We start from the raw sequence: 18,156 nt of genomic DNA on the forward strand, positions 1-18,156 counted from the left end.
TGGAGTTATGGATCAAGCAATCGTAGAAGTCGAGCATTTACGAAAATCGTTTGGCGACCTGGAGGTGCTGAAGGACGTCTCTTTTCACGTCGCTGCCAGTGAGGTGCTGGCGGTTATCGGACCGTCCGGGTCTGGCAAAAGCACGATGCTGCGCGCCTTGGCTCATCTTGAGGAGATCGATGGAGGCAGCATCCGCATCGGCGGCGAGACGTTGGCGAAGGACGGACGGTATGCCAGCAGCGCCAAGCTTAAGGGAATCACCGCGCGCATGGGGATGGTGTTCCAGCATTTCAATCTGTTTCCGCATCTGACGGTACGAGGTAACCTGGAGCTGGCGCCAAAGCTGGTCAAAGGACTGGCCGCTGCGGATATCCGCGCCAAAGCCTCAGAGCTGCTGGAGAAGGTCGGGTTATCCGACAAGGCAGAGGTATATCCGTCCAACCTGTCCGGCGGGCAAAAGCAGCGGGTCGCCATCGCCCGGGCGCTGATGATGAGCCCGGAGATCCTGTTGTTCGACGAGCCGACCTCGGCGCTCGACCCCGAACTGACGGGCGAGGTGCTGCAGGTCATGAAACAGCTCGCCGAAGAGCGGATGACGATGATCGTCGTTACACATGAGATGGGCTTTGCGCGGGAGGTAGCGGATCGCGTGATGTTTATGGCGGACGGCGAGATCATCGAATCCGGCCGGCCGGAGCAGCTGTTCGGAGCTCCTCAGCATGAACGGACCCGTTCCTTTTTGCAGCGGGTACTCTAAAGTCAACTCAATAAAGGCGGCAGCCTCAGACTTCGCAGTTGAAGTTCCGAGGCTGCCGCCTTTTTTTGCCGCGAGATTGGCTTTATTTCACCGAATAGACGCCTTCTTTGTACACCAGCGTATACAGCATGCCCGACTCGGTTAATACGAACTGGTCCACGGCATCCTTGGTCAAACGGCGCTGTTTGCCGTCGGCAGCGATGTGGTAAATGCCGGGCTCGTAGCCCTGGGACACGTAGTATACACCGGACTTGTTGACCTCGAAGGTCGTGTCGGCCGATGCGCCGGGCGCCAGGGAGGCCAGCTTCGTCTCCTTGCCTGCGGCCGGGTCAAATCGGAATAACTCCAACTCATTGCCGTTAAATGCCGTATAGTAAAATGCGTTTTCGTACAGACGGATCTGGGAGATTCTCCGCGACGACACGGCGGCAGCGGTCTCTCCACCATCCAGTCCCGTTTGCATCAAGCGCCCCGAGCTTCCATCCAGAACATACATCCGTTCGCCGATCAGCCAGAAGCGGCTCGCGCCAGTCGCCAGCCTCTTGTGTGTCCGGCCGGTCGTATCGATCCGGTACACAGAGTTTGGATCCTTCGAATCGCTGTCATTAAAGCCGATCGCGTACAAAACGCCGTCTTTCAGAACGAGCGTGGAGTCGCTCCTGAACCCGACCCCTCCGTTTTCTTCCACGGAGCGGGCGACGCCATAGGCATACCCGGGCTCTCCAAGCAACGATTCCTCCCCGGTGTTCATGTCGAGCTGGCTCAAGTTGTTCGCCATCTCCGTCATAAACCGGAAATCGGTGTAGTAGAGGGTATCCCGGTCTTTGACGGCACCAACAAAGTCTTTGGCCGATAAAACCTCTTGCAAAGCCCCGTTCTTCACCCGGTACAGCGTGTCACCGCCCATCGTCAAATCCCCGACATGGAGGTTTACGAACAAATCGTTATCCCATTTCCGTACATCCGACAGCCAGCCGTCTTCCGGCCGCCAATCGCCAAGCGAGGCAATTTTCTGCGGCTGTTGTTTCTCAAGGTCATACGCGTACAGGTAAGCTTGGTTGTTCACCGTGGAAACGTAATAGAATACATCGCCGATCCGTTTTCCCGAATGAAACACCGGTTTGCCGGGTACTTGGATTCGGGTCGCTTTTTTGCTTCCCGTTAGTCGGAACAGCTGCTCCTCCAAGGAAGCGCCGTTGTCCAGGTAAACGGTTTTCAGGTAATACGCGTCATTTCCGAATTGGGTCAGCGGGGTAGACAACTTCTCGTAATCCACCCGTTTGCGCCGGTCGGTCAGCTGCGTTCGGATGGAATCCTTCGCCGCCAGCGTCTGAGGGTTCTTGAGGTCAATCGCCGCATCTCCGATCAGGATCAGGCCGTCCAGCCAATCGATTCGTTTGCCGAGCGCCGTCGCGGCATCTCTCAGAGGCAGCATGACCCGCCCGCCAATCATTTGCGGCGGAACGTCAAGCTTCACCGATTTGCCGTTCAAGAGCATGGTTGTGCTGTCCACCTTGAACTTAACCGTTCTCTTCAACGAAAGATTCTGGAGGAGTACATCGTCAGGCGTCTTCGCGTTCCAGACGATGTTCCAATAACCTTGATTCGTACCGGTCGTATGCTCGGCCAGGTATCCCATCAAACGAATCGGCACGAGGACGCGTCCGTTCCGCTGAACGACCTCGTAATCCCCACCAATATCCGTTTTGCGTCCTTGAATGAACGCTTTGCCTTGATAGTCATAGGGGATAATTGCTAGCTCGCTGAATGCCTCCTTCAACGATTTACTGCCGCTCCCCTGATTACCGCCTTCCTCTGCGGCATGAACCCCGGCCGTTCCAAGCCCCAGGCAGGCCGTCAATAGCAGCAGGATAAATTTCTTTCTCAAATCAAAACGCTCCCTTCCATAACAAATGCCAATAAGTTCTATAGCAACTAGACGTTTCCACGCCCGTAAAAGTTTCTGTTTTCGGAGGGACTCCCCATGGTAGAATCAAAAAAGAAGTCGTTTACATCAGGCAGGATGGAGGAGTAAAACGGATGATGGAACAATATGCTTCTGCCACCGTCGTTTCGGCGGCATGCAATTATATTATGGAGCGTCCGGAGAAGTTCACGCACACCTACCGGACCTATGTGAAATTGAGAGAACACGGGGCGCTGGAGCTCCGGTTCTGGCACAGCAACGCGATCGACTCAACCTGGGATACCGGTTTGGTCGCCCGCGGCGGGGACCTTGGCGGGAAATGGCGGATCGAAGCCGCCTACGTTGCGGACGGCGGCGTGGTACCGGACGGTTCAGTCGAGGCCAGCTCGCAGGTTCGCGTCACGTTTGACGGCGGCAGCAGAACCCGGTCGGTTGCCCCCGGAGAGAAGTTCTGGAGCGATCCGGTCAAGGTCGATCTGCCGGAAGGGCATCTGCTGGCGTTCACTTGGACGATTTCAACGGAGGCGGGGGGGAAAACGGTTCCTTACAATACCGAACAGATGCTGGTGACCGCTTTTGATGCGCCGGGTTCATGCGCCGATGCGGCAGGTGCCGAAGGCTTTGCTCCGTCGGAAAATCTGCTGGTACTGCCCGCCTTGATCGCCAGCGCGAAGCCGGTGCAGCAGCGTCTCGTATTCCTTGGCGATTCGATTACGCAAGGCGTGAGGACCCGCAGGGACGGGTACGAATATTGGGTCGCGCGGATCGCTGATGGCCTGGGAAGCGATTACGCTGTATGGAATCTCGGTTCCGGCTGGGCAAGAGCCTATGATGCCGCGGCGGACGGCGCTTGGCTGAACAAGGCGAAGCTGGTGCAGGTTCCGGGGGTGAAAACCCAGATCGTTCTGGCGCTTGGGGTGAACGATATTGACATCGGGGCTCGCACCTCCGAAGAGCTGTTGGCCGACTTGACGACCATCATTTCGGTGTTGCGTCAAAACGATCCGTCTGCGGAAATCATCCTGTTTACCGTTCCTCCGTTTAACTTCAGCGAAGAGCGGGAACAGGTATGGCGGCGGGTCAACGATCAAATCCGCTCCGCCTCGCTTCCGGGCGTCGACCGCGTGTTTGACATGGCGGCCCGGCTGTCCCAGCCCGCGCCGCTTGAACATCGGCTGTGCCAGGAGTTCATGAGCTCGGCCGATGACCCTCACCCGAACGGTGCAGCAGGCAAAGTGGTCGCCGATGCGTTCTTAGCGTGGTATTTCGGCGAACGATGAGCGGGAGGAACGAGATGACGGAAGCGCCTCGTTTGAATGTGGGGATCTTCGCCCATGTTGATGCGGGCAAGACAACGACGACGGAGCATATTTTGTACGAAAGCGGACGGATTCGCATGCCGGGCAGCGTGGATGACGGCACGGCGCTTACCGATTCGCTGGAGGTTGAGCGTCAGCGCGGTATTTCCGTGCGCTCGGCCATGACGACGTTTGCCTGGAAGGGAACCCGGGTGAATTTGATCGATACGCCGGGCCATGTCGATTTTCTGTCCGAAGTGGAACGGTCGCTGCGCGTGATGGATTGCGCGGTGTTGGTTCTCTCCGCGGTGGAAGGCGTTCAGGCACAGACGGAAATGATCTGGAACGCGCTTGCGAAGCTGCGGATTCCGACGCTGCTGTTCATCAACAAAATGGACCGCGTGGGTGCGGACCCCGAAGCGGTGCTGGCGCAAGCGCGCAATTATCTGTCCCCGGATATCGTTCCGGTCCAGCATCCGCTCGGAACGTGGCAGGATTACGGCGGCGCGGTGGATTTGTGGCGCGACGATGCCAAGGAAGCCGCAGCCGGAGCCGGAAGCCTGGAAGCGTTCGAGGCCGCGCGAAGCCGCTTGATCGAAGCTTTGGCCGAGCGCGACGAAGCGCTGCTCGAGGCCTACCTAAGCGGAGAGAGTGTTGGCCCGGAGCGCTGGGAAAGCCGGGCGGGGGAGCTGGCCCGGTCTGCCCGGATCTACCCGCTGCTGTATGGAGCGGCGGCCAAAGGGATGGGCATCGCTCCGCTGCTGGATGCGATGCTGCGCTATTTCCCTCCGGCGGGAGGCGATCCGGAGGCTCCGCTGTCCGGCGTCGTCTTCAAGATCGAACGCGACAAGACGATGGGACGCATGGCGTATGTGCGCCTCTATGAAGGTTGCCTCCACAATCGCGATGCGGTGTTTAACCATACTCAGAATCTGAGCGAGAAGGTGACGCAGATTCGCAAAATCGACGGAAACCGAACCGAGGATGTCGGGGTGCTGCGGGCGGGGGACATCGCCGCCGTCTGCGGCTTGTCCCATATCCGCATCGGCGACGTGCTGGGGCGTCCGGAAGCGATCCCGGCGGAAGCCAAGCTGGCCGTTCCGCTGCTGACCGTGCGGGCGCATCCAGCTAATGAAGCGGAGTACCGTGCCGTGGCGGATGCCCTGCAGGAGCTGTCTGACGAGGATCCGTTGCTGGACGTGCAATGGCTGCAGGAGGAGCGGGAACTGCACGTGAAGGTGATGGGCCCGATTCAGTTGGAAATCCTAAGCAGCGTATTAGCCTCGCGTTTCGGATTGAAGGTGACCTTCGGCAAACCGTCCGTCATTTATAAAGAAGCGCCGAAGCAGGCGGGTGAGGGCTATATCGCTTACACGATGCCGAAGCCTTGCTGGGCGATCCTGCGGTTTAAGATCGAACCTGGTCCGCGGGGGAGCGGTCTGACCTATGAAGCTTACGTGCGGGATGAGGATCTGCTGCCGCAATATCAGAATGAGGTCGCACGCCGTGTTCCCGAAGCGTTGCAGCAAGGACTTTACGGTTGGGAGGTCACCGATTTAAAGGTGACGCTCACCTATGGACAACATCATGTTTGGCATACCCATCCTCTTGATTTTGCCGTCGCTACGCCAATGGGAATCATGGACGGACTGGCGAATGTCGGCACGGTGCTGCTGGAGCCGATCCTGCATGTCCGGTTAGTCGTTCCCGAAGAGAACGCCGGCCGGGTGATGAACGATCTCGTGCAGATGCGCGGCCGTTTCGAGCCGCCGCAGCTGCAAGGGGAGCGGGTGGTGATCGAAGGGCATGTTCCGCTCGCGACTTCGCTTGATTACCCGATTGAACTGAGCTCGTATACGAAGGGACGAAGTACGTTTGCTTCCTCCTTCGCCGGCTATGAGCCGTGCCCGCCGGACGTTCAGGCCGAGCGGACCCGGCGGGGCGTTAATCCGCTGGACCAGGCGAAGTATATCCTCAGCGTGCGGAAAGCGTTGCAGGGCTAAGCCAGTCAGACGCCTAGTCGAAATAAGTTCCGAATTGCTTCATGTGGAAAGAACAATGGACCCTTACTGGCATTTGGCTGAATAAGTCATGCCAGTCGGTTTCCTTCCATTCTTTATAGCTCATTTTGTTCCGCACGTATTTGCCCATCCCGAAGCTGTCAGTATGGTTTTGCTGCAGGGTTTTGATAACCCGCAGAGATTCTGTGCTGATCTGCTCGCTAATCAGCTTTTCGACCTTGGTCCGTTCGGGCGTACTCAGTTTCGCGTTACCGATATATTCCTCCACGCCCCCCTCAACCTTTAAATAAATATCCGCTTCGTATTCGCCGGACGAGCCCTTTAGGATCTTGATCCGGCGTTTGCTTTTGACAGCACGAAACGAGATGGATTTTAGGTCGGGGTCCTCCGACGTCAGGTTAAATTCGCCTTGCGACAAATTTTGATAGAGGAGTGAGAACAAGTACACATCCTTCCATGGCAGCTTGTCGATCATCTTATCCCCCTGGAACGTGGCGATGCCGCTGATGGTGATGTCCTTTTCCTGCTCCTTGATCATAATGGCGATCGGATCCATCCCGTCGTCGAAATAATCGCGGGTAAATTGATGCAAGGCAGTCCGGGGCACCGACTGCTTGTTGAATTCCTTTTGCAACAGCTTGTTAATATAGTTGGCCGTTTTCGTATGGCGGGGATATTCTTGGCTGATGATCTCCCCGGCTTTTCCTTCGACGACGACCATGGCGGTCCGAATCGAAATGCTCGGGTCGCGGAGAAATGTATCCATATGCGCCCAAAGACCCCGCCGGGCCAAAGCTTCCCCGAACATAAAGGTGCGGATCTGCCCGCTGACGATGATTCGGCTCGTCCGCAAGGATAACGCGGCTTTGGCTTCCTTGGGGCTTGTGGCGGTAGTTTCCAGCAATTCGTCCGTCGTTTTGGCGTCTCGGGCAAATTGCGTGACCAGCGGCATACTGATCGTTGCCTCCAGCTTGTCCTCCGGGGCTGCGTCAAAAGCGGCGGTTTCAATGTAGCCGATCCGTTCCAGGATGCGCTGGTCCTGACTGCAGCCGGCGAGAAGAAGGCAGAGAGCCGCGGCAAGGAATAGGCGTCTAGGCATGTTTCTTGAACCTCCTTTGCAGCAACAGAAGCAAAATCAAAAGCAAGGGAAACCCCAAGGAAAAGCTCAGCTGTGCTATCGTTAGATATCGAAACCAGGACTCGACCTCGATCAAGGACCTCGGGATCATTCCTACGGCGATAGTCGCGGCCATGGATAGGAATACGACCAATTTCCAGGAAATTCGGCGGAAGATCTGCGTCATCACTGCCTGGCTGGACCAATAGTACATCCCCCCCGTATGCAGGACCGAAAACAGGTACAGGCTGAACAGAAAGTACTGGATGCGTTCGATGAACGGAAAACGTAAATAGGCAAACAAATTGAGAATCGGGAAAGACGAATGGGTCAGGGTCTTATGGCCGAAGAAACCGTAAGCCAAAAAGGCCACCAGCCAGAAAACGAACATGGTGATCCCATTTCCAAGATGGATGTATTTCAGCCATCTTTTATTGTTTTCCGCATAAGGAAACAGAAAAAGGCATAGCTCGTATCCCATGTATGCGCCATATAGCCGGATAAACCCTTCTATCATGTCCGTTCCCTCCTGGAACAGAAACGGGGTTAGTCGCGCCAAATCGAATTCCCGGATAAAGAAAAAGGCCAGCGGAATTTGAATCAGCAGCAGCAGCGAGAAAATGACATTCGCCTTGGACATGGTGTAGATCCCCTTCACGACATAGAGGAACACGAGCACATCCACAAACATTTTGAGCACCATGTCCGAGGTCGTCGGAAAAATCAGCATTTGATAAATCAACGCATACTGTCTGATGACCAGGCAGCCGATCATGCTGAACAACGCCCACAAAACTACATAAAGTGGGATTAGAATAAAACGCGGCACTGATGCGCCGAGAATATCAAAGACGGATTTGCCCCGTCCCATCCGGTATACCGCTGAAATCAACATAATGTTCAGCGTGACGAACAGGAACATCGGGATCAGCATCAGCCAGCCGTTAGTTCCAAAGTAGCGTGCCGTTAACCGTGGTAAGGTGAACAGGACGATCCCGTTTTGGGTGTTAAACACCATAAGGGCGATATGGAAGCGATTCAATTTTTCCCGATCCATGGGGTCACCTATTTCTTCATTTTGTTTGTGGTCTCGTTAGGGGTACGGGATTGCTTCGGGCGCTTGGAGAACATCCAAAAGGGCCCGCGAAAAAAAATATCCTTCCAGTCGGCCGGTTTGATCGGCGCGAGCGGAAGCGTGTACGGGGCCCCCAGGCTGGTCAGCTTGGACAAATGAATGATCACCAGCCCCAGCCCGAACATGAAGCCAAAGTTTCCGAGCATTCCCGATAAGATGATTAGAGCAAACCGGATGATCCGAATCGAACCGCTCATTGTGTAGCTGGGAATCACAAAGGAAGCGATGGCGGACATAGCTACGGCGATGATCAGGATGTTACTGGTAAAGCCCGCCTCCACCGCTGCCGTGCCGATGACGATACCGCCTACGATCCCGATGGTTTGCCCGATCTTGGAAGGTAGACGGGCGCCGGCTTCACGCAGCAGCTCTAAGGTTGTTTCCATCATCAAGGCCTCTAGGACTGGGGGAAAAGGGACGCGGCTGCGCGATTCGGCCATCGAGGCCAGCAAATTTTGCGGAATCATCTCATAATGGTACGTCGTGATGGACACATACATGGAGGTTAACGTCAGCGTTAGCACGAAGGCGACGTACCGCAGGACCCGAAGAAACGTGCCGACCGCCCAGCGGCTGTAATAATCGTCGGGCGAGGTGAAAAACTCGAATATCGTCGTAGGTCCCACGATCACCGACGGGCTTTGGTCCATAATTACAACCACCCGGCCTTCGTTCAGCTTGGAAACGGCGACGTCCGGACGCTCCGAGGTGAGGAACAGCGGAAAGATCGTGGATGGAAAATCCTCGATCAATTGCACAAGCATGCTGCCGTCAAAAACCGCGCTGTACTCGATGCTTCGAATCCGGTCCGACATCCGGTCGACGAAGTCCATATTGGCGATTTCGTCGATGTAAAGCAAAGAAACCTTGGTCTTGAAAATTTCTCCGACCTCGAATTGTTTGACCTTTAACCGGCTGCTTTTCACCCTGCGGCGGATGATGGACAGGTTGGTATCGAGTGATTCATTAAAGGCATCATGCGGGCCGACAATCGTAGACTCCGTCTGTGACGATTCAATGGCCCGTTTCTCTGGACCGTAAACGGAAATTAAGTAAATCCCTTGCGGCAAGAACAAGGCGGCATTTCCGTCCAAAATACCGCGCACGACTTTCGTTGTATCGTCCTCAAGCTTGAATTGGGATTGCCGCAGAAGCCCGCCCAGTTCTTCCTGGCGGATGTTTTCCAACGGAATGATCACGTTGTTGATGAACTTCTGTTTGTCGACCAGATGTTCGAAGTAGATGATATCGACCTGAAGTATCGGGTAATTCCGGTGAGCCAGGTCGGTGCAGTCTTGGAACTCATCCAACACGCGATCCAGCGACAACGGGCCTGGAGCCTGGGGTTCGGAAACATGGGACGTTTGCTGTTGTGGTTTTTGTCTGGCCATCGTTAGGATGGATTTCATCAATCGGGAGAACAAGGCGGAATTCCTCCAGCTGAGGTATTTTCTTCTATTGTGTGTAGCCTTGGAAGAACTATGCAGGGAAGACGGGCCAGGGATCGGATACGCAAAAAAAGAATGCCGCATTCTCATGCAGCATTCTTTGGCTTCTTCTTATAAGGATTCACCCAACAACAACCGGGCAAGCTCAGCGTAGCTGCTAACCGGCGTGTGAAGGAGGTGCGGGTCCGTCTCGGGGCGGACTCCGCGATGGTTAAACCAAACCGCCCGCCAGCCGGCACCGACGGCCCCAACGACGTCGTTACGCCAGGAATCTCCGAGGTAACAACACTGTTCCGCACTCTTGCCCAGCTTCCCTTCGATAAGCTTAAACAGCCGAGTGTCCGGTTTGGTGAAGCCTACCGCTCCCGAGATGAATACCAACTCGGCGGGGATCAATCGATCTACCCCCAGCGCTCGAATTTTGCGCCATTGGTGCTCCGGCGGTCCGTTGGTAATGACCCCAACGATGGCACCCAACTCCTGGAGCTTGCCGATCAACTCGAACGCCCCGGTGAACGGGCGAATATCAAATTGGCGGTCCAGGTAAGCCGCCTGAACGGATGCGGCCTCTTCAGGCGACAACGTCAGGCCGAACTCTCCCAGCGAACGTACGAAGCGCTCGGTGCGCATCGATTCGAGCACCTGGCCGTGCGTTGGCGTGCCACCGGCCTCAACCGATAGGAAATCACTGTAATAGCGCATCCGATGATAGGCCGGCTCATAAGGAAAGTCCGGCCCGGTGTCTAAGGTCGCTTCCAACGCTTCGCGAAAAGGCTGCAGATGGTCGTATAACGTATCGTCGACGTCAAAAAAAACTGCATGGTTTACGTTAATGAGTTTCATAGCGATGATCTTCTTCTCCCTCTAGTGACCGAAGTAGAAAACCTCGGCTTTTTCCTTTAAAATGCTTATGTATGCGCGGGCTGCGGATATCGCCGCCTCCTCATTATACGTGACAGATTCGAAAAATACATAGTTTCATCCGGCCGATTCGTTATATGATGGGAGCGGGTTGTACAACTTTGGACGGAAAGGTTAGGACCGGACGTGAAAAAACCGAAACGATGGTTTACTTTAAGAAATCAAATCTTCATCAGTTTCATGCTGCTGATGGTTTTTGTCCTGGGGATCGCCAGCGTACTGACGTATTCCCGGGTGTCCGCACTGCTAGAAACCAACGCCGAGAAACATATCAGCCAAACCGCCTTGCAGGCCAATGGTCGCCTGGATGCGCTGATCGCCCAAATCAATACCCTGACGACACAAGTTGCCACCGACGATTACGTACAGCAACTGCTGCTGGCTGAAGTTCAAGGGCAAGAGACGCCGTTCAGCTCGCGTCAATCGCTGCTGCCTTTGTTTAGTGATTATCAAGCTTATGTGACCGGCATCAAATCACTTGAGTTATATACCAATGATTATCGTCGCTTGTTCCCGCTGAATGAGACCCAACTCATCGACACGATTGACTCGCAATGGATTAATGCAGCCAATTGGGGGAAAGGGGCGCTCGTTTGGATCGGCGTTGATCCGCGCGACCCCTCTTCCGTACTGGCGCTGCGACGGGTCAGTTTGCTTGACCGCTGGTTTTCGTCCGGGGGATATTTAATGGTACGGATCGACCGGACCTATTTCCAAATTCATGAGCAGATCGACGGAGATGGCGGAGAATACATCCTGCTGGTCGATGGAAATCAACGGCCGGTCGCGACGAATTTCAGCTTTCCCGCCGAGGACTTGGATTTGCAGGGATTGCTGGGCAACGAGGGGAAGAATATCACGATAGATGGACAAGAGTTTATTGAGGTGAAACAGGCCTCCAAAGCGACGGGCTGGACGCTGGTCTTCTTTACGCCGATCAGCTACGTGACCAGCGGGATTTCCGCCCTGCGAACGGCGGTCATCGCCTCGGGGGCTATTGGGGTGCTGCTGTTCCTATTCATGTCGCTGTCGCTGTCCACGATGATTACCCGACCAATCTTCCGGCTGATCAAAGCGATGCGCGGGGCGAGATTCGGGGTGCTGCAACCGAACCCGATGTTCTCGAAAACGATGGAAATCAACGAGCTGAACAATTCCTACAACCAAATGGTCGACAACATGAACGAATTGATCCGCGTCGTATACGAGAAGGAGCTCCTGCAAAGCCGCACCGAATTAAAGGCGCTTCAGGCGCAAATCAACCCGCATTTCCTGTTCAATACGCTGGAGGCCTTCTATTGGTCGCTGGAGGACAAGGGGGAAGAGGAACTGGCGAACCTGGTGGTCGGCATGTCCAGCCTGTTCCGGTACATCATCAGCAGCCCGAACCAGGACGAATGGGTGACGATGGAGGACGAACTGGAGCATGTGGAACGCTACCTGCAGTTGATGGATATTCGCCTTGCGGACCGGTTAACCTGGTCCATTGATGCCGGCGAGTTCCGACACGTTAAAATTCCGAAGCTTCTGATTCAACCGCTGGTGGAGAACGCGATATTGCACGGGGTTGAGAAACAAATCGGACAGGGCAAAGTGAGCGTAAGCGTCGAATCGTCGGAGCGGGAGGGATACGTGAAAGTCACCGTACGGGACAACGGTCCCGGGATGGACGAAGATACGCTGCTCGGCTTGATGCAGGCCATGGAAGGGGGGCCTTCCATTTCCACCAAGGGGACGGGCGTCGGTATCGTGAATGTGCAGCGGCGGCTGCGCTTGTATTTTGACGGTGAGCAAGGGGAAAAACATGGGTTGCGGGTGACGAGCTTTCCTGGCGAAGGAACGGCCGTTAGCTTTGAAATACCTAGCGAATACGGGGGAACGGTATGAAGCAGACAAAAACGATTCTTGTGGTGGAGGATGAGCCGAGGACGAGGCAAGGGTTTACGAAAACGCTGGAAGCCTGGTCCGCCGGCCGATACCGGATCGAATCGATGGACAGCGGGCAGGCTGCGCTGGCTTGGCTGGAGAACCATGTCGCTCACCTGCTGATCACGGATATCCGCATGCCCGGCATTAGCGGGCTGGAGCTGATCGAGATGCAACAGCGCCACAAGCAGTTCAAACCGGTCGCCATCATCATATCGGGTTATGCGGAGTTCGAATACGCGCAAAAAGCAATGCAATTAGGTGTCGTGAATTATTTGCTGAAGCCGGTGGATAAGCATAAGCTGGTCCAGGCCGTGGAACAGGCGCTCTTGGTCGAGGATGACCGGCACCGGATCGAGACGATGGAGAAGCTGGTCGATCCGCGGCTGCTGGAGACGAAAGAGACGGATACGCAGTACACTCCCCAGGTGCGCGAGGCGCTGAGCTTCCTGGACGAGCATTTGCACGAACCGATCACGATGCGTCAAGTTGCCGACCGGTTGCATTTGAATCCCAGCTATTTCAGCGTGCTGTTTAAAGAGCAGACGGACCTGACCTTCAGTGAATATATCAGCCGGCTGCGGGTGCTTCGCGCCAAAGAGCTGCTGCTTCGGACGACGTTGTCCGTCGGGGAGATCGCCGAACGGGTAGGCTACCAAAGCGACAAATATTTCATCAAGGTGTTCAAAAGCTATGAAGGCATGAGTCCCAGCAAATACCGCAGCCAGACGAAGGAGACGGAGGCGGACACGTAGAGGCAGGGCGGGGAATCCGACATTTTTTGCGGAGGACCGGCTCCCGTCTTATCCGTGCTATGGAAGCGGAATCATCATCGTGATACACTGGGATTGAAGCGGTTACACCAAATAGCCGTGAATCACTAGGGGGATCAAGCATGTCCAACCAAAAAACAACATCCATCCTATTGATTTGGCTTCTCCTGCTCTTGGGACTCTCGGGCTGCGCAAGTAATAGGACAGCAGGGGGCGGCGGCACGGAAGGCCAACCGGCATCGGCGGCGGGCGGGAACGTAACGATTCAGTTCATGCATCTATGGCCTGCAGGCGCTTCGCCGCAGCAAAATAAGCTGGTGAACGAAATCATCGAACAATACCAGTCCGAGCATCCGAATATAACGATTCAGCAGGAAGTGCTGGAGAACGAGCAGTATAAGAACAAATTGAAAATTTTGTCTGCTGCGAACGAGCTGCCCGATGTGGGCGTCACCTGGGCTGCCGGGTTTATGGACCCGTACGTGAAGGGCGATCTGTTCGCTCCGCTTGACGATTTGCTGGACCGCGGCTTAAAGGACCAATTTGTGCCGGGCGCAACCGATGCATACGCGGTGCAGGGAAGAACGTACGGCTTGCCGATCGAGTTGAACATTTCGCCGATCTATTATAATAAGGCGATTTTTGAAAAATACCATCTGGAAGTACCGCAAACCTACGATCAGTTCCTGGACGTGATCCGGACGTTGAACGACAACGGGGTAACCCCCATCGCGCTGGGGAACCGGGACCGCTGGACAGGCTCGATGTGGTACATGTACCTTGCCGACCGGCTCGGGGGACCGGAAACGCTGAAGAAGGCGATCGATCGTTCCGGCACTTTCGAGGATCCGGCGCTGATTCAGGCGGCAGCCGAAATTCAAAAGCTGGTGGACATGAACGCGTTTATCAAAGGCTTTAACGGCTTGTCTAATGAAGAAGGCAAATCCGTATTCTTGAATGAGCAGGCTGCCATGTTCCTGGCGGGGACCTGGGAGGTTCCCAACTTTACGAGCAACCCGGACGTCCCCCAGAATTTCAAACAGAACGTAGGCTTCTTCAAATTCCCGACCTTCGCCGGCGGCAAGGGGGACATCAACAGCTGGGTAGGCGGGCCTGGCGTTGGCTTGTTTGTCGCGGAAAACTCCAAAATCAAAGATGAGGCGAAGAAATTCGTCGAGTATTTCATCAGCAAGTGGGGCGCCGAATCGGTCAGCACGGCGGGAGTTATTCCGGCAACGAAGGTGGACACCTCCGCTTCGGATTTGCCGCAGCTCTACATCGATTTGCTGGATGAGCTGAATAATGCCAGCAACCTGACTTTATTTGCCGACGTGCAGATGAAATGGAACGCCGCGCAAACGCATTTGAATATGATTCAGGCCTTGTTCGGCGAAGCGGTGACGCCGGAACAATTCGTGAAAGAACATGAAGCCGCGCTGCAGAAAGGAGATTGATCCCGTCGATAAGAAGGACCTTCCGCCGATGAGGCGGAAGGTCCTTTAGTTTTATCCCACGTATTGTGATAACGAAATCAGGGCGGTCATCGTGATGATGTTCAGCAGCGTGGAGATCAGCACGGTTTGCGAGGCGAAATCCGGTTCGTTGTCGTATTCTTCCGCTAGTATCGTGCTGTTCACGCCGGTCGGCATGCCGGAAGCGATCAGCAGGGCTTGGGCCGGAATCCCCTTGAGGCCAAGCGTCCACACGAGCGCAAACCCGATGGCCGGGCCGATCAGCAGGCGCAGGACTACGCTGACGTAAACGTCGATCCGGTCGAGCCGAAGCGGATATTTGACGATTTGCGCGCCAAGCGTCAGCAAAGCGATGGCGACCATCGAATCGGCGATGTAACCCAGCGGCTTCGCTACGAAATAAGGAAGCGGCCATCCGAGTAAGTGCAGCGCCATTCCGAGCACCAAGGCGTAAGGCACGGGCATCTTCAGGAATCCGATCAATGCGGCTCTCAGCGTGCCGCCGGATTTGGCCCGTTGAACGGACATCACGCCGTAGGTGAACGTGACTAAGCTCTGGAACGTCATTACCAGCGTCTGCACCGAAGCGGCCAACGGATCGCCTTTAAAGGCCAGCTGGTTGATCGGCAGCCCGTAATTGCCGGAGTTGTCGAGAATCAGACTATTGGTGAAGGCAGCCCGCATGCCCGGCCCGAACTTCAGGCGCCGGCTGACGAGCAGGCTGACCCCGTAGAGCAGCAGGACGTATAAAATATAAAATCCCGTAACGCTTCCCAGCAGTTCGGCGGACATCTCCGATTCGTACATGCTTACGAATACGACCGCAGGCGTCACGAAGTAGAAGTTAATCTTGGCGAGCGTGTACAAATCCAGCTTAAAGGCCCGCTGCATCAATGCGCCTAATCCAATCAAGACAAAAATGGGCAAAACGACGTCCAGTACAATATCGCTGATCATCTCCAGATGTTCACTTCTTTCTTAAACGCATATATTGAATACCGTTCACAGGCAGTCGCTTGTTATTATATCACGCCCGCAGACGCATAGAAGATGCAAAATGCACGCGGCCCTTCGGGTGTGCTAAAATGGCTTAAAAGATCAAGCCGGACTTGTGGATTAAATTAAACGGGCGGCACGCAAAAGGAGCGAAAGCACATGAATAACAATACCCCGCAGAGCCATCCCGTCCTTGGCGACGTGGAGCGGATGATTCACCTGGAGACGGAGTTGACGAAGTTCAATAACGAGCGTTCCCTGTATTTGGCGGAATCCCGTCTTACCGTGACACAAATCGGCGGGACGACGCTGCTGTCGGACGAGCTGTCCTCGCAGTCGAGCTACTACAATCGCGTGATCGGCTTTGGACCGGCGGATTTGGATCGGCTGTCCGAGATCCTCGGGATCTATGCGGCGGCGGGCATCGATCCGTGTTTCGACATGAGCCCGGACCGGCAAACCGGTGAGGTGGCTGAAGCTTTGGCCGCGCAGGGGTTCGTGCCGAGGCTGCAGCTCGCTTTTCTCAAAAATGAATGCAATGGGGAGGACTTGGGGAGGAAACCTGCGGAAGGGCTCGCACCGCATGCGGAAATTGAAATCTCCCGCATATCTGACGAGGAAGAAGCCCATTCTTTTATCCGACTGATCGAGCGGTCGCGCGGCGGAGATTCTCCTGCGTTGGATGAGGCGATCGTGCAACGGAAAAGCCGGTATTTCTACCGGGAGGACTTTCAAAATTTCGTTGTCTTTATCGGGGGAGAACCTGCCGGGATGGGATCGATGTTCATCCGTGGGGACACCGGTTATTTGGCCAACGACTTCACGTTCCCGGATTACCGGAGGCGCGGCGTGCAAACGGCATTGATCCGGCACCGGCTGCAAACGGCCGCGGCGCTTGGATTGAAGCGGGTTTACACCGATGTGGAGTTTGCTTCGGCCAGCCACTCGAACATGTTGAAAGGTGGGTTTGAACTTGTTTATCTGAATGCGTTCTGGATGAAAACGGCGCTGCCGCAGTAAGCGGTTCAGCGCCGTTTTTTTATTTGGCCGTTCGCCCGCGGAGGCGCCGCGGCACCCGCCGGATCAAGAGCTGGCCCAGCACCTCGGACAATACGAGCCCGATCGCGATCGAGCCGGATAGGAGAAAAGCTCTGGCGGCGAATTCGACTGCCAGGTCGTATTCGTTCTCCACGAAGCGACGCATGGCGTCATACGCTAGACCGCCGGGGACCAGTGGAATGATGCCGGCCACGCTGAAGATAATGACGGGCTTCTTGTAGGCGCGGGCAAACAGCTGGCTTAGGACGCCAACCAGAAAAGTCGCGGCAACGGTCGAAAATACGCTCTCCATCCGCGGCTCCAGCAGGATGTAGACCATCCAGCCGACCATGCCGGACAAGCCGCATTGGAGCAGCGTTCGTTTGGGGGCGTTAAAGAGGATGCCAAATGCCCCTGATGCGATAAAGCTCGCCAACAAATGAACCAAGATAACCATCGGACGGTTTCGTCTCCTTCCGGTTCAGTCAAATCAATGTAAACACGACGGCGATTCCGGCTCCGATGGCAAAGGCGGTGAGGAAGGCCTCCGCCCCGCGCGACAACCCGGACACCAGATGCCCGGCCATCAGATCCCTGACCGCATTCGTAATCAACAGGCCCGGGACGAGAGGCATCACGGAGCCGATAATGATCTTATCCAGCTCCCGGCCAATGGATAACTGCACGAAACCAAGAGCGAGCAGGCCGATCAGCAGCGCCGCGGTAAATTCGGCGAAAAATTTCACCTTCACCAGCCGATGGAACAGCAGGTATGCGGCAAACCCTAAGCCGCCGCACAATAAGCCCGGCAGGAAATCGGTCAATTGGCCGCGGAACATCAGGGTGAAGCAGCCGCTCGACAAGGCCGCCGCCGCCATTTGGAGCGGCATCGGATAAGCGTGTTTCACCGACTCAATCCCGAGAAGCAAAGCATACGCCTCCGCGGCCGTCAAATGTCCGCTGCCCAGCTTCCGGGAGATATCGTTCACCGCAGCCACTTTCTGCAGATCGGTTGTCCGCTCCACGATCCGGATCAGCTTGGCCGATTCGGCCTCGCCGGATTGAAAGACGATCCCGGTCGGCGTCACATAACTATGTGAGCCGGAGAGCCCCAGCGCATCGGCCATCCGGGTCATCGTATCCTCCACACGGTACGTTTCCGCACCGCTTTGCAGCATGATTTTCCCCGCCAATAGGCATACCCGTACAGGCTCCTGTCCTTGGACCGCAGCCGTGCTGCTCATCGCCGTCACCCTTTCATGCAATCTGAAGCCATTATATCATGCCGGCAAGAGGAGAGAAATTGATTCGACATGAGATTCGACAA

The 18,156-nt window shown here is 55.5% G+C and carries 15 protein-coding genes; 7 read left to right on the forward strand and 8 right to left on the reverse strand.

Annotation, left to right across the window (positions count from 1 at the left end):
* The first annotated feature begins 7 nt into the window (after positions 1-7).
* Positions 8-757 (forward strand): amino acid ABC transporter ATP-binding protein, encoded by a 750-nt coding sequence (locus M0651_RS00815; RefSeq protein WP_282577677.1) that lies wholly within the window; start codon positions 8-10, stop codon positions 755-757.
* A gap of 82 nt (positions 758-839) precedes the next feature.
* On the opposite strand, the gene M0651_RS00820 is transcribed toward M0651_RS00815, so the two are convergent.
* A complete protein-coding gene (locus M0651_RS00820) occupies positions 840-2,645 on the reverse strand; it encodes a stalk domain-containing protein (protein ID WP_248549963.1) in 1,806 nt (601 codons plus the stop codon).
* A gap of 152 nt (positions 2,646-2,797) precedes the next feature.
* On the opposite strand from M0651_RS00820, the gene M0651_RS00825 reads away from it, so the two are divergent.
* Entirely contained in the window at positions 2,798-3,964 is a 1,167-nt protein-coding gene (locus tag M0651_RS00825; protein ID WP_248549964.1) for an SGNH/GDSL hydrolase family protein, read from the forward strand.
* A 14-nt stretch (positions 3,965-3,978) separates the two neighbouring features.
* On the forward strand, positions 3,979-5,985 hold the full coding sequence (locus M0651_RS00830) for a GTP-binding protein (protein WP_248549965.1): 2,007 nt from the start codon (positions 3,979-3,981) through the stop codon (positions 5,983-5,985).
* Positions 5,986-5,998: 13 nt separating this feature from the next.
* Here M0651_RS00830 and M0651_RS00835 read toward each other — a convergent pair whose 3' ends face one another.
* The 4 genes from M0651_RS00835 to M0651_RS00850 form a co-directional block, all read right to left on the reverse strand.
* A complete protein-coding gene (locus tag M0651_RS00835) occupies positions 5,999-7,102 on the reverse strand; it encodes a Ger(x)C family spore germination protein (protein ID WP_248549966.1) in 1,104 nt (367 codons plus the stop codon).
* Positions 7,095-8,177: a GerAB/ArcD/ProY family transporter gene (locus tag M0651_RS00840; protein ID WP_248549967.1), complete on the reverse strand. Its 1,083-nt coding sequence runs from the start codon at positions 8,175-8,177 to the stop codon at positions 7,095-7,097. The genes M0651_RS00835 and M0651_RS00840 overlap by 8 nt, the downstream gene beginning before the upstream one ends.
* An 8-nt stretch (positions 8,178-8,185) precedes the next feature.
* The gene (locus tag M0651_RS00845) at positions 8,186-9,679 is read right to left on the reverse strand and encodes a spore germination protein (protein ID WP_248549968.1); all 1,494 of its coding nucleotides are present in this window, start codon (positions 9,677-9,679) and stop codon (positions 8,186-8,188) included.
* Between the two features lie 135 nt (positions 9,680-9,814).
* The gene (locus M0651_RS00850; RefSeq protein WP_248549969.1) at positions 9,815-10,546 is read right to left on the reverse strand and encodes an HAD family hydrolase; all 732 of its coding nucleotides are present in this window, start codon (positions 10,544-10,546) and stop codon (positions 9,815-9,817) included.
* Positions 10,547-10,750: 204 nt separating this feature from the next.
* Here M0651_RS00850 and M0651_RS00855 point away from each other — a divergent pair, with 204 nt between their 5' ends.
* The 3 genes from M0651_RS00855 to M0651_RS00865 all read left to right on the forward strand — a co-directional run bounded on the left by M0651_RS00855 (position 10,751) and on the right by M0651_RS00865 (position 14,777).
* On the forward strand, positions 10,751-12,511 hold the full coding sequence (locus tag M0651_RS00855; protein ID WP_248549970.1) for a sensor histidine kinase: 1,761 nt from the start codon (positions 10,751-10,753) through the stop codon (positions 12,509-12,511).
* Positions 12,508-13,305 carry a response regulator transcription factor gene (locus M0651_RS00860; protein WP_248549971.1) on the forward strand — a complete coding sequence of 266 codons (798 nt, stop codon included), beginning with the start codon at positions 12,508-12,510 and terminating at the stop codon, positions 13,303-13,305. Before M0651_RS00855 ends, M0651_RS00860 begins: the two co-directional genes overlap by 4 nt.
* 140 nt (positions 13,306-13,445) lie before the next feature.
* Complete coding sequence (locus M0651_RS00865; RefSeq protein WP_248549972.1) at positions 13,446-14,777, forward strand: extracellular solute-binding protein; 1,332 nt, start codon at positions 13,446-13,448, stop codon at positions 14,775-14,777.
* A 51-nt stretch (positions 14,778-14,828) separates the two neighbouring features.
* On the opposite strand, the gene M0651_RS00870 is transcribed toward M0651_RS00865, so the two are convergent.
* The gene (locus M0651_RS00870; RefSeq protein ID WP_248549973.1) at positions 14,829-15,752 is read right to left on the reverse strand and encodes an AEC family transporter; all 924 of its coding nucleotides are present in this window, start codon (positions 15,750-15,752) and stop codon (positions 14,829-14,831) included.
* A gap of 198 nt (positions 15,753-15,950) precedes the next feature.
* Here M0651_RS00870 and M0651_RS00875 point away from each other — a divergent pair, with 198 nt between their 5' ends.
* Positions 15,951-16,811 (forward strand): GNAT family N-acetyltransferase, encoded by an 861-nt coding sequence (locus tag M0651_RS00875; RefSeq protein WP_248549974.1) that lies wholly within the window; start codon positions 15,951-15,953, stop codon positions 16,809-16,811.
* Between the two features lie 19 nt (positions 16,812-16,830).
* Here M0651_RS00875 and M0651_RS00880 read toward each other — a convergent pair whose 3' ends face one another.
* Together M0651_RS00880 and M0651_RS00885 are read right to left on the reverse strand one after the other, a co-directional pair.
* Positions 16,831-17,286 (reverse strand): threonine/serine exporter family protein, encoded by a 456-nt coding sequence (locus M0651_RS00880; RefSeq protein WP_248549975.1) that lies wholly within the window; start codon positions 17,284-17,286, stop codon positions 16,831-16,833.
* A 28-nt stretch (positions 17,287-17,314) separates the two neighbouring features.
* Positions 17,315-18,073: a threonine/serine exporter family protein gene (locus M0651_RS00885; RefSeq protein ID WP_248549976.1), complete on the reverse strand. Its 759-nt coding sequence runs from the start codon at positions 18,071-18,073 to the stop codon at positions 17,315-17,317.
* Positions 18,074-18,156: the final 83 nt, after the last annotated feature.

Source organism: Paenibacillus mellifer, from assembly GCF_023195895.1.
Taxonomy (GTDB): domain Bacteria; phylum Bacillota; class Bacilli; order Paenibacillales; family Paenibacillaceae; genus Fontibacillus; species Fontibacillus mellifer.

What these genes read in the sequence shown, in the direction of transcription:
- M0651_RS00880 (WP_248549975.1), bottom strand. Translation starts at nt 17,286, where the DNA reads ATGGTTATCTTGGTTCATTTGTTGGCGAGCTTTATCGCATCAGGGGCA.
- M0651_RS00875 (WP_248549974.1), top strand. Translation starts at nt 15,951, where the DNA reads ATGAATAACAATACCCCGCAGAGCCATCCCGTCCTTGGCGACGTGGAG.
- M0651_RS00860 (WP_248549971.1), top strand. Translation starts at nt 12,508, where the DNA reads ATGAAGCAGACAAAAACGATTCTTGTGGTGGAGGATGAGCCGAGGACG.
- M0651_RS00835 (WP_248549966.1), bottom strand. Translation starts at nt 7,102, where the DNA reads ATGCCTAGACGCCTATTCCTTGCCGCGGCTCTCTGCCTTCTTCTCGCC.
- M0651_RS00870 (WP_248549973.1), bottom strand. Translation starts at nt 15,752, where the DNA reads ATGATCAGCGATATTGTACTGGACGTCGTTTTGCCCATTTTTGTCTTG.
- M0651_RS00830 (WP_248549965.1), top strand. Translation starts at nt 3,979, where the DNA reads ATGACGGAAGCGCCTCGTTTGAATGTGGGGATCTTCGCCCATGTTGAT.
- M0651_RS00865 (WP_248549972.1), top strand. Translation starts at nt 13,446, where the DNA reads ATGTCCAACCAAAAAACAACATCCATCCTATTGATTTGGCTTCTCCTG.
- M0651_RS00815 (WP_282577677.1), top strand. Translation starts at nt 8, where the DNA reads ATGGATCAAGCAATCGTAGAAGTCGAGCATTTACGAAAATCGTTTGGC.
- M0651_RS00840 (WP_248549967.1), bottom strand. Translation starts at nt 8,177, where the DNA reads ATGGATCGGGAAAAATTGAATCGCTTCCATATCGCCCTTATGGTGTTT.
- M0651_RS00850 (WP_248549969.1), bottom strand. Translation starts at nt 10,546, where the DNA reads ATGAAACTCATTAACGTAAACCATGCAGTTTTTTTTGACGTCGACGAT.
- M0651_RS00825 (WP_248549964.1), top strand. Translation starts at nt 2,798, where the DNA reads ATGATGGAACAATATGCTTCTGCCACCGTCGTTTCGGCGGCATGCAAT.
- M0651_RS00885 (WP_248549976.1), bottom strand. Translation starts at nt 18,073, where the DNA reads ATGAGCAGCACGGCTGCGGTCCAAGGACAGGAGCCTGTACGGGTATGC.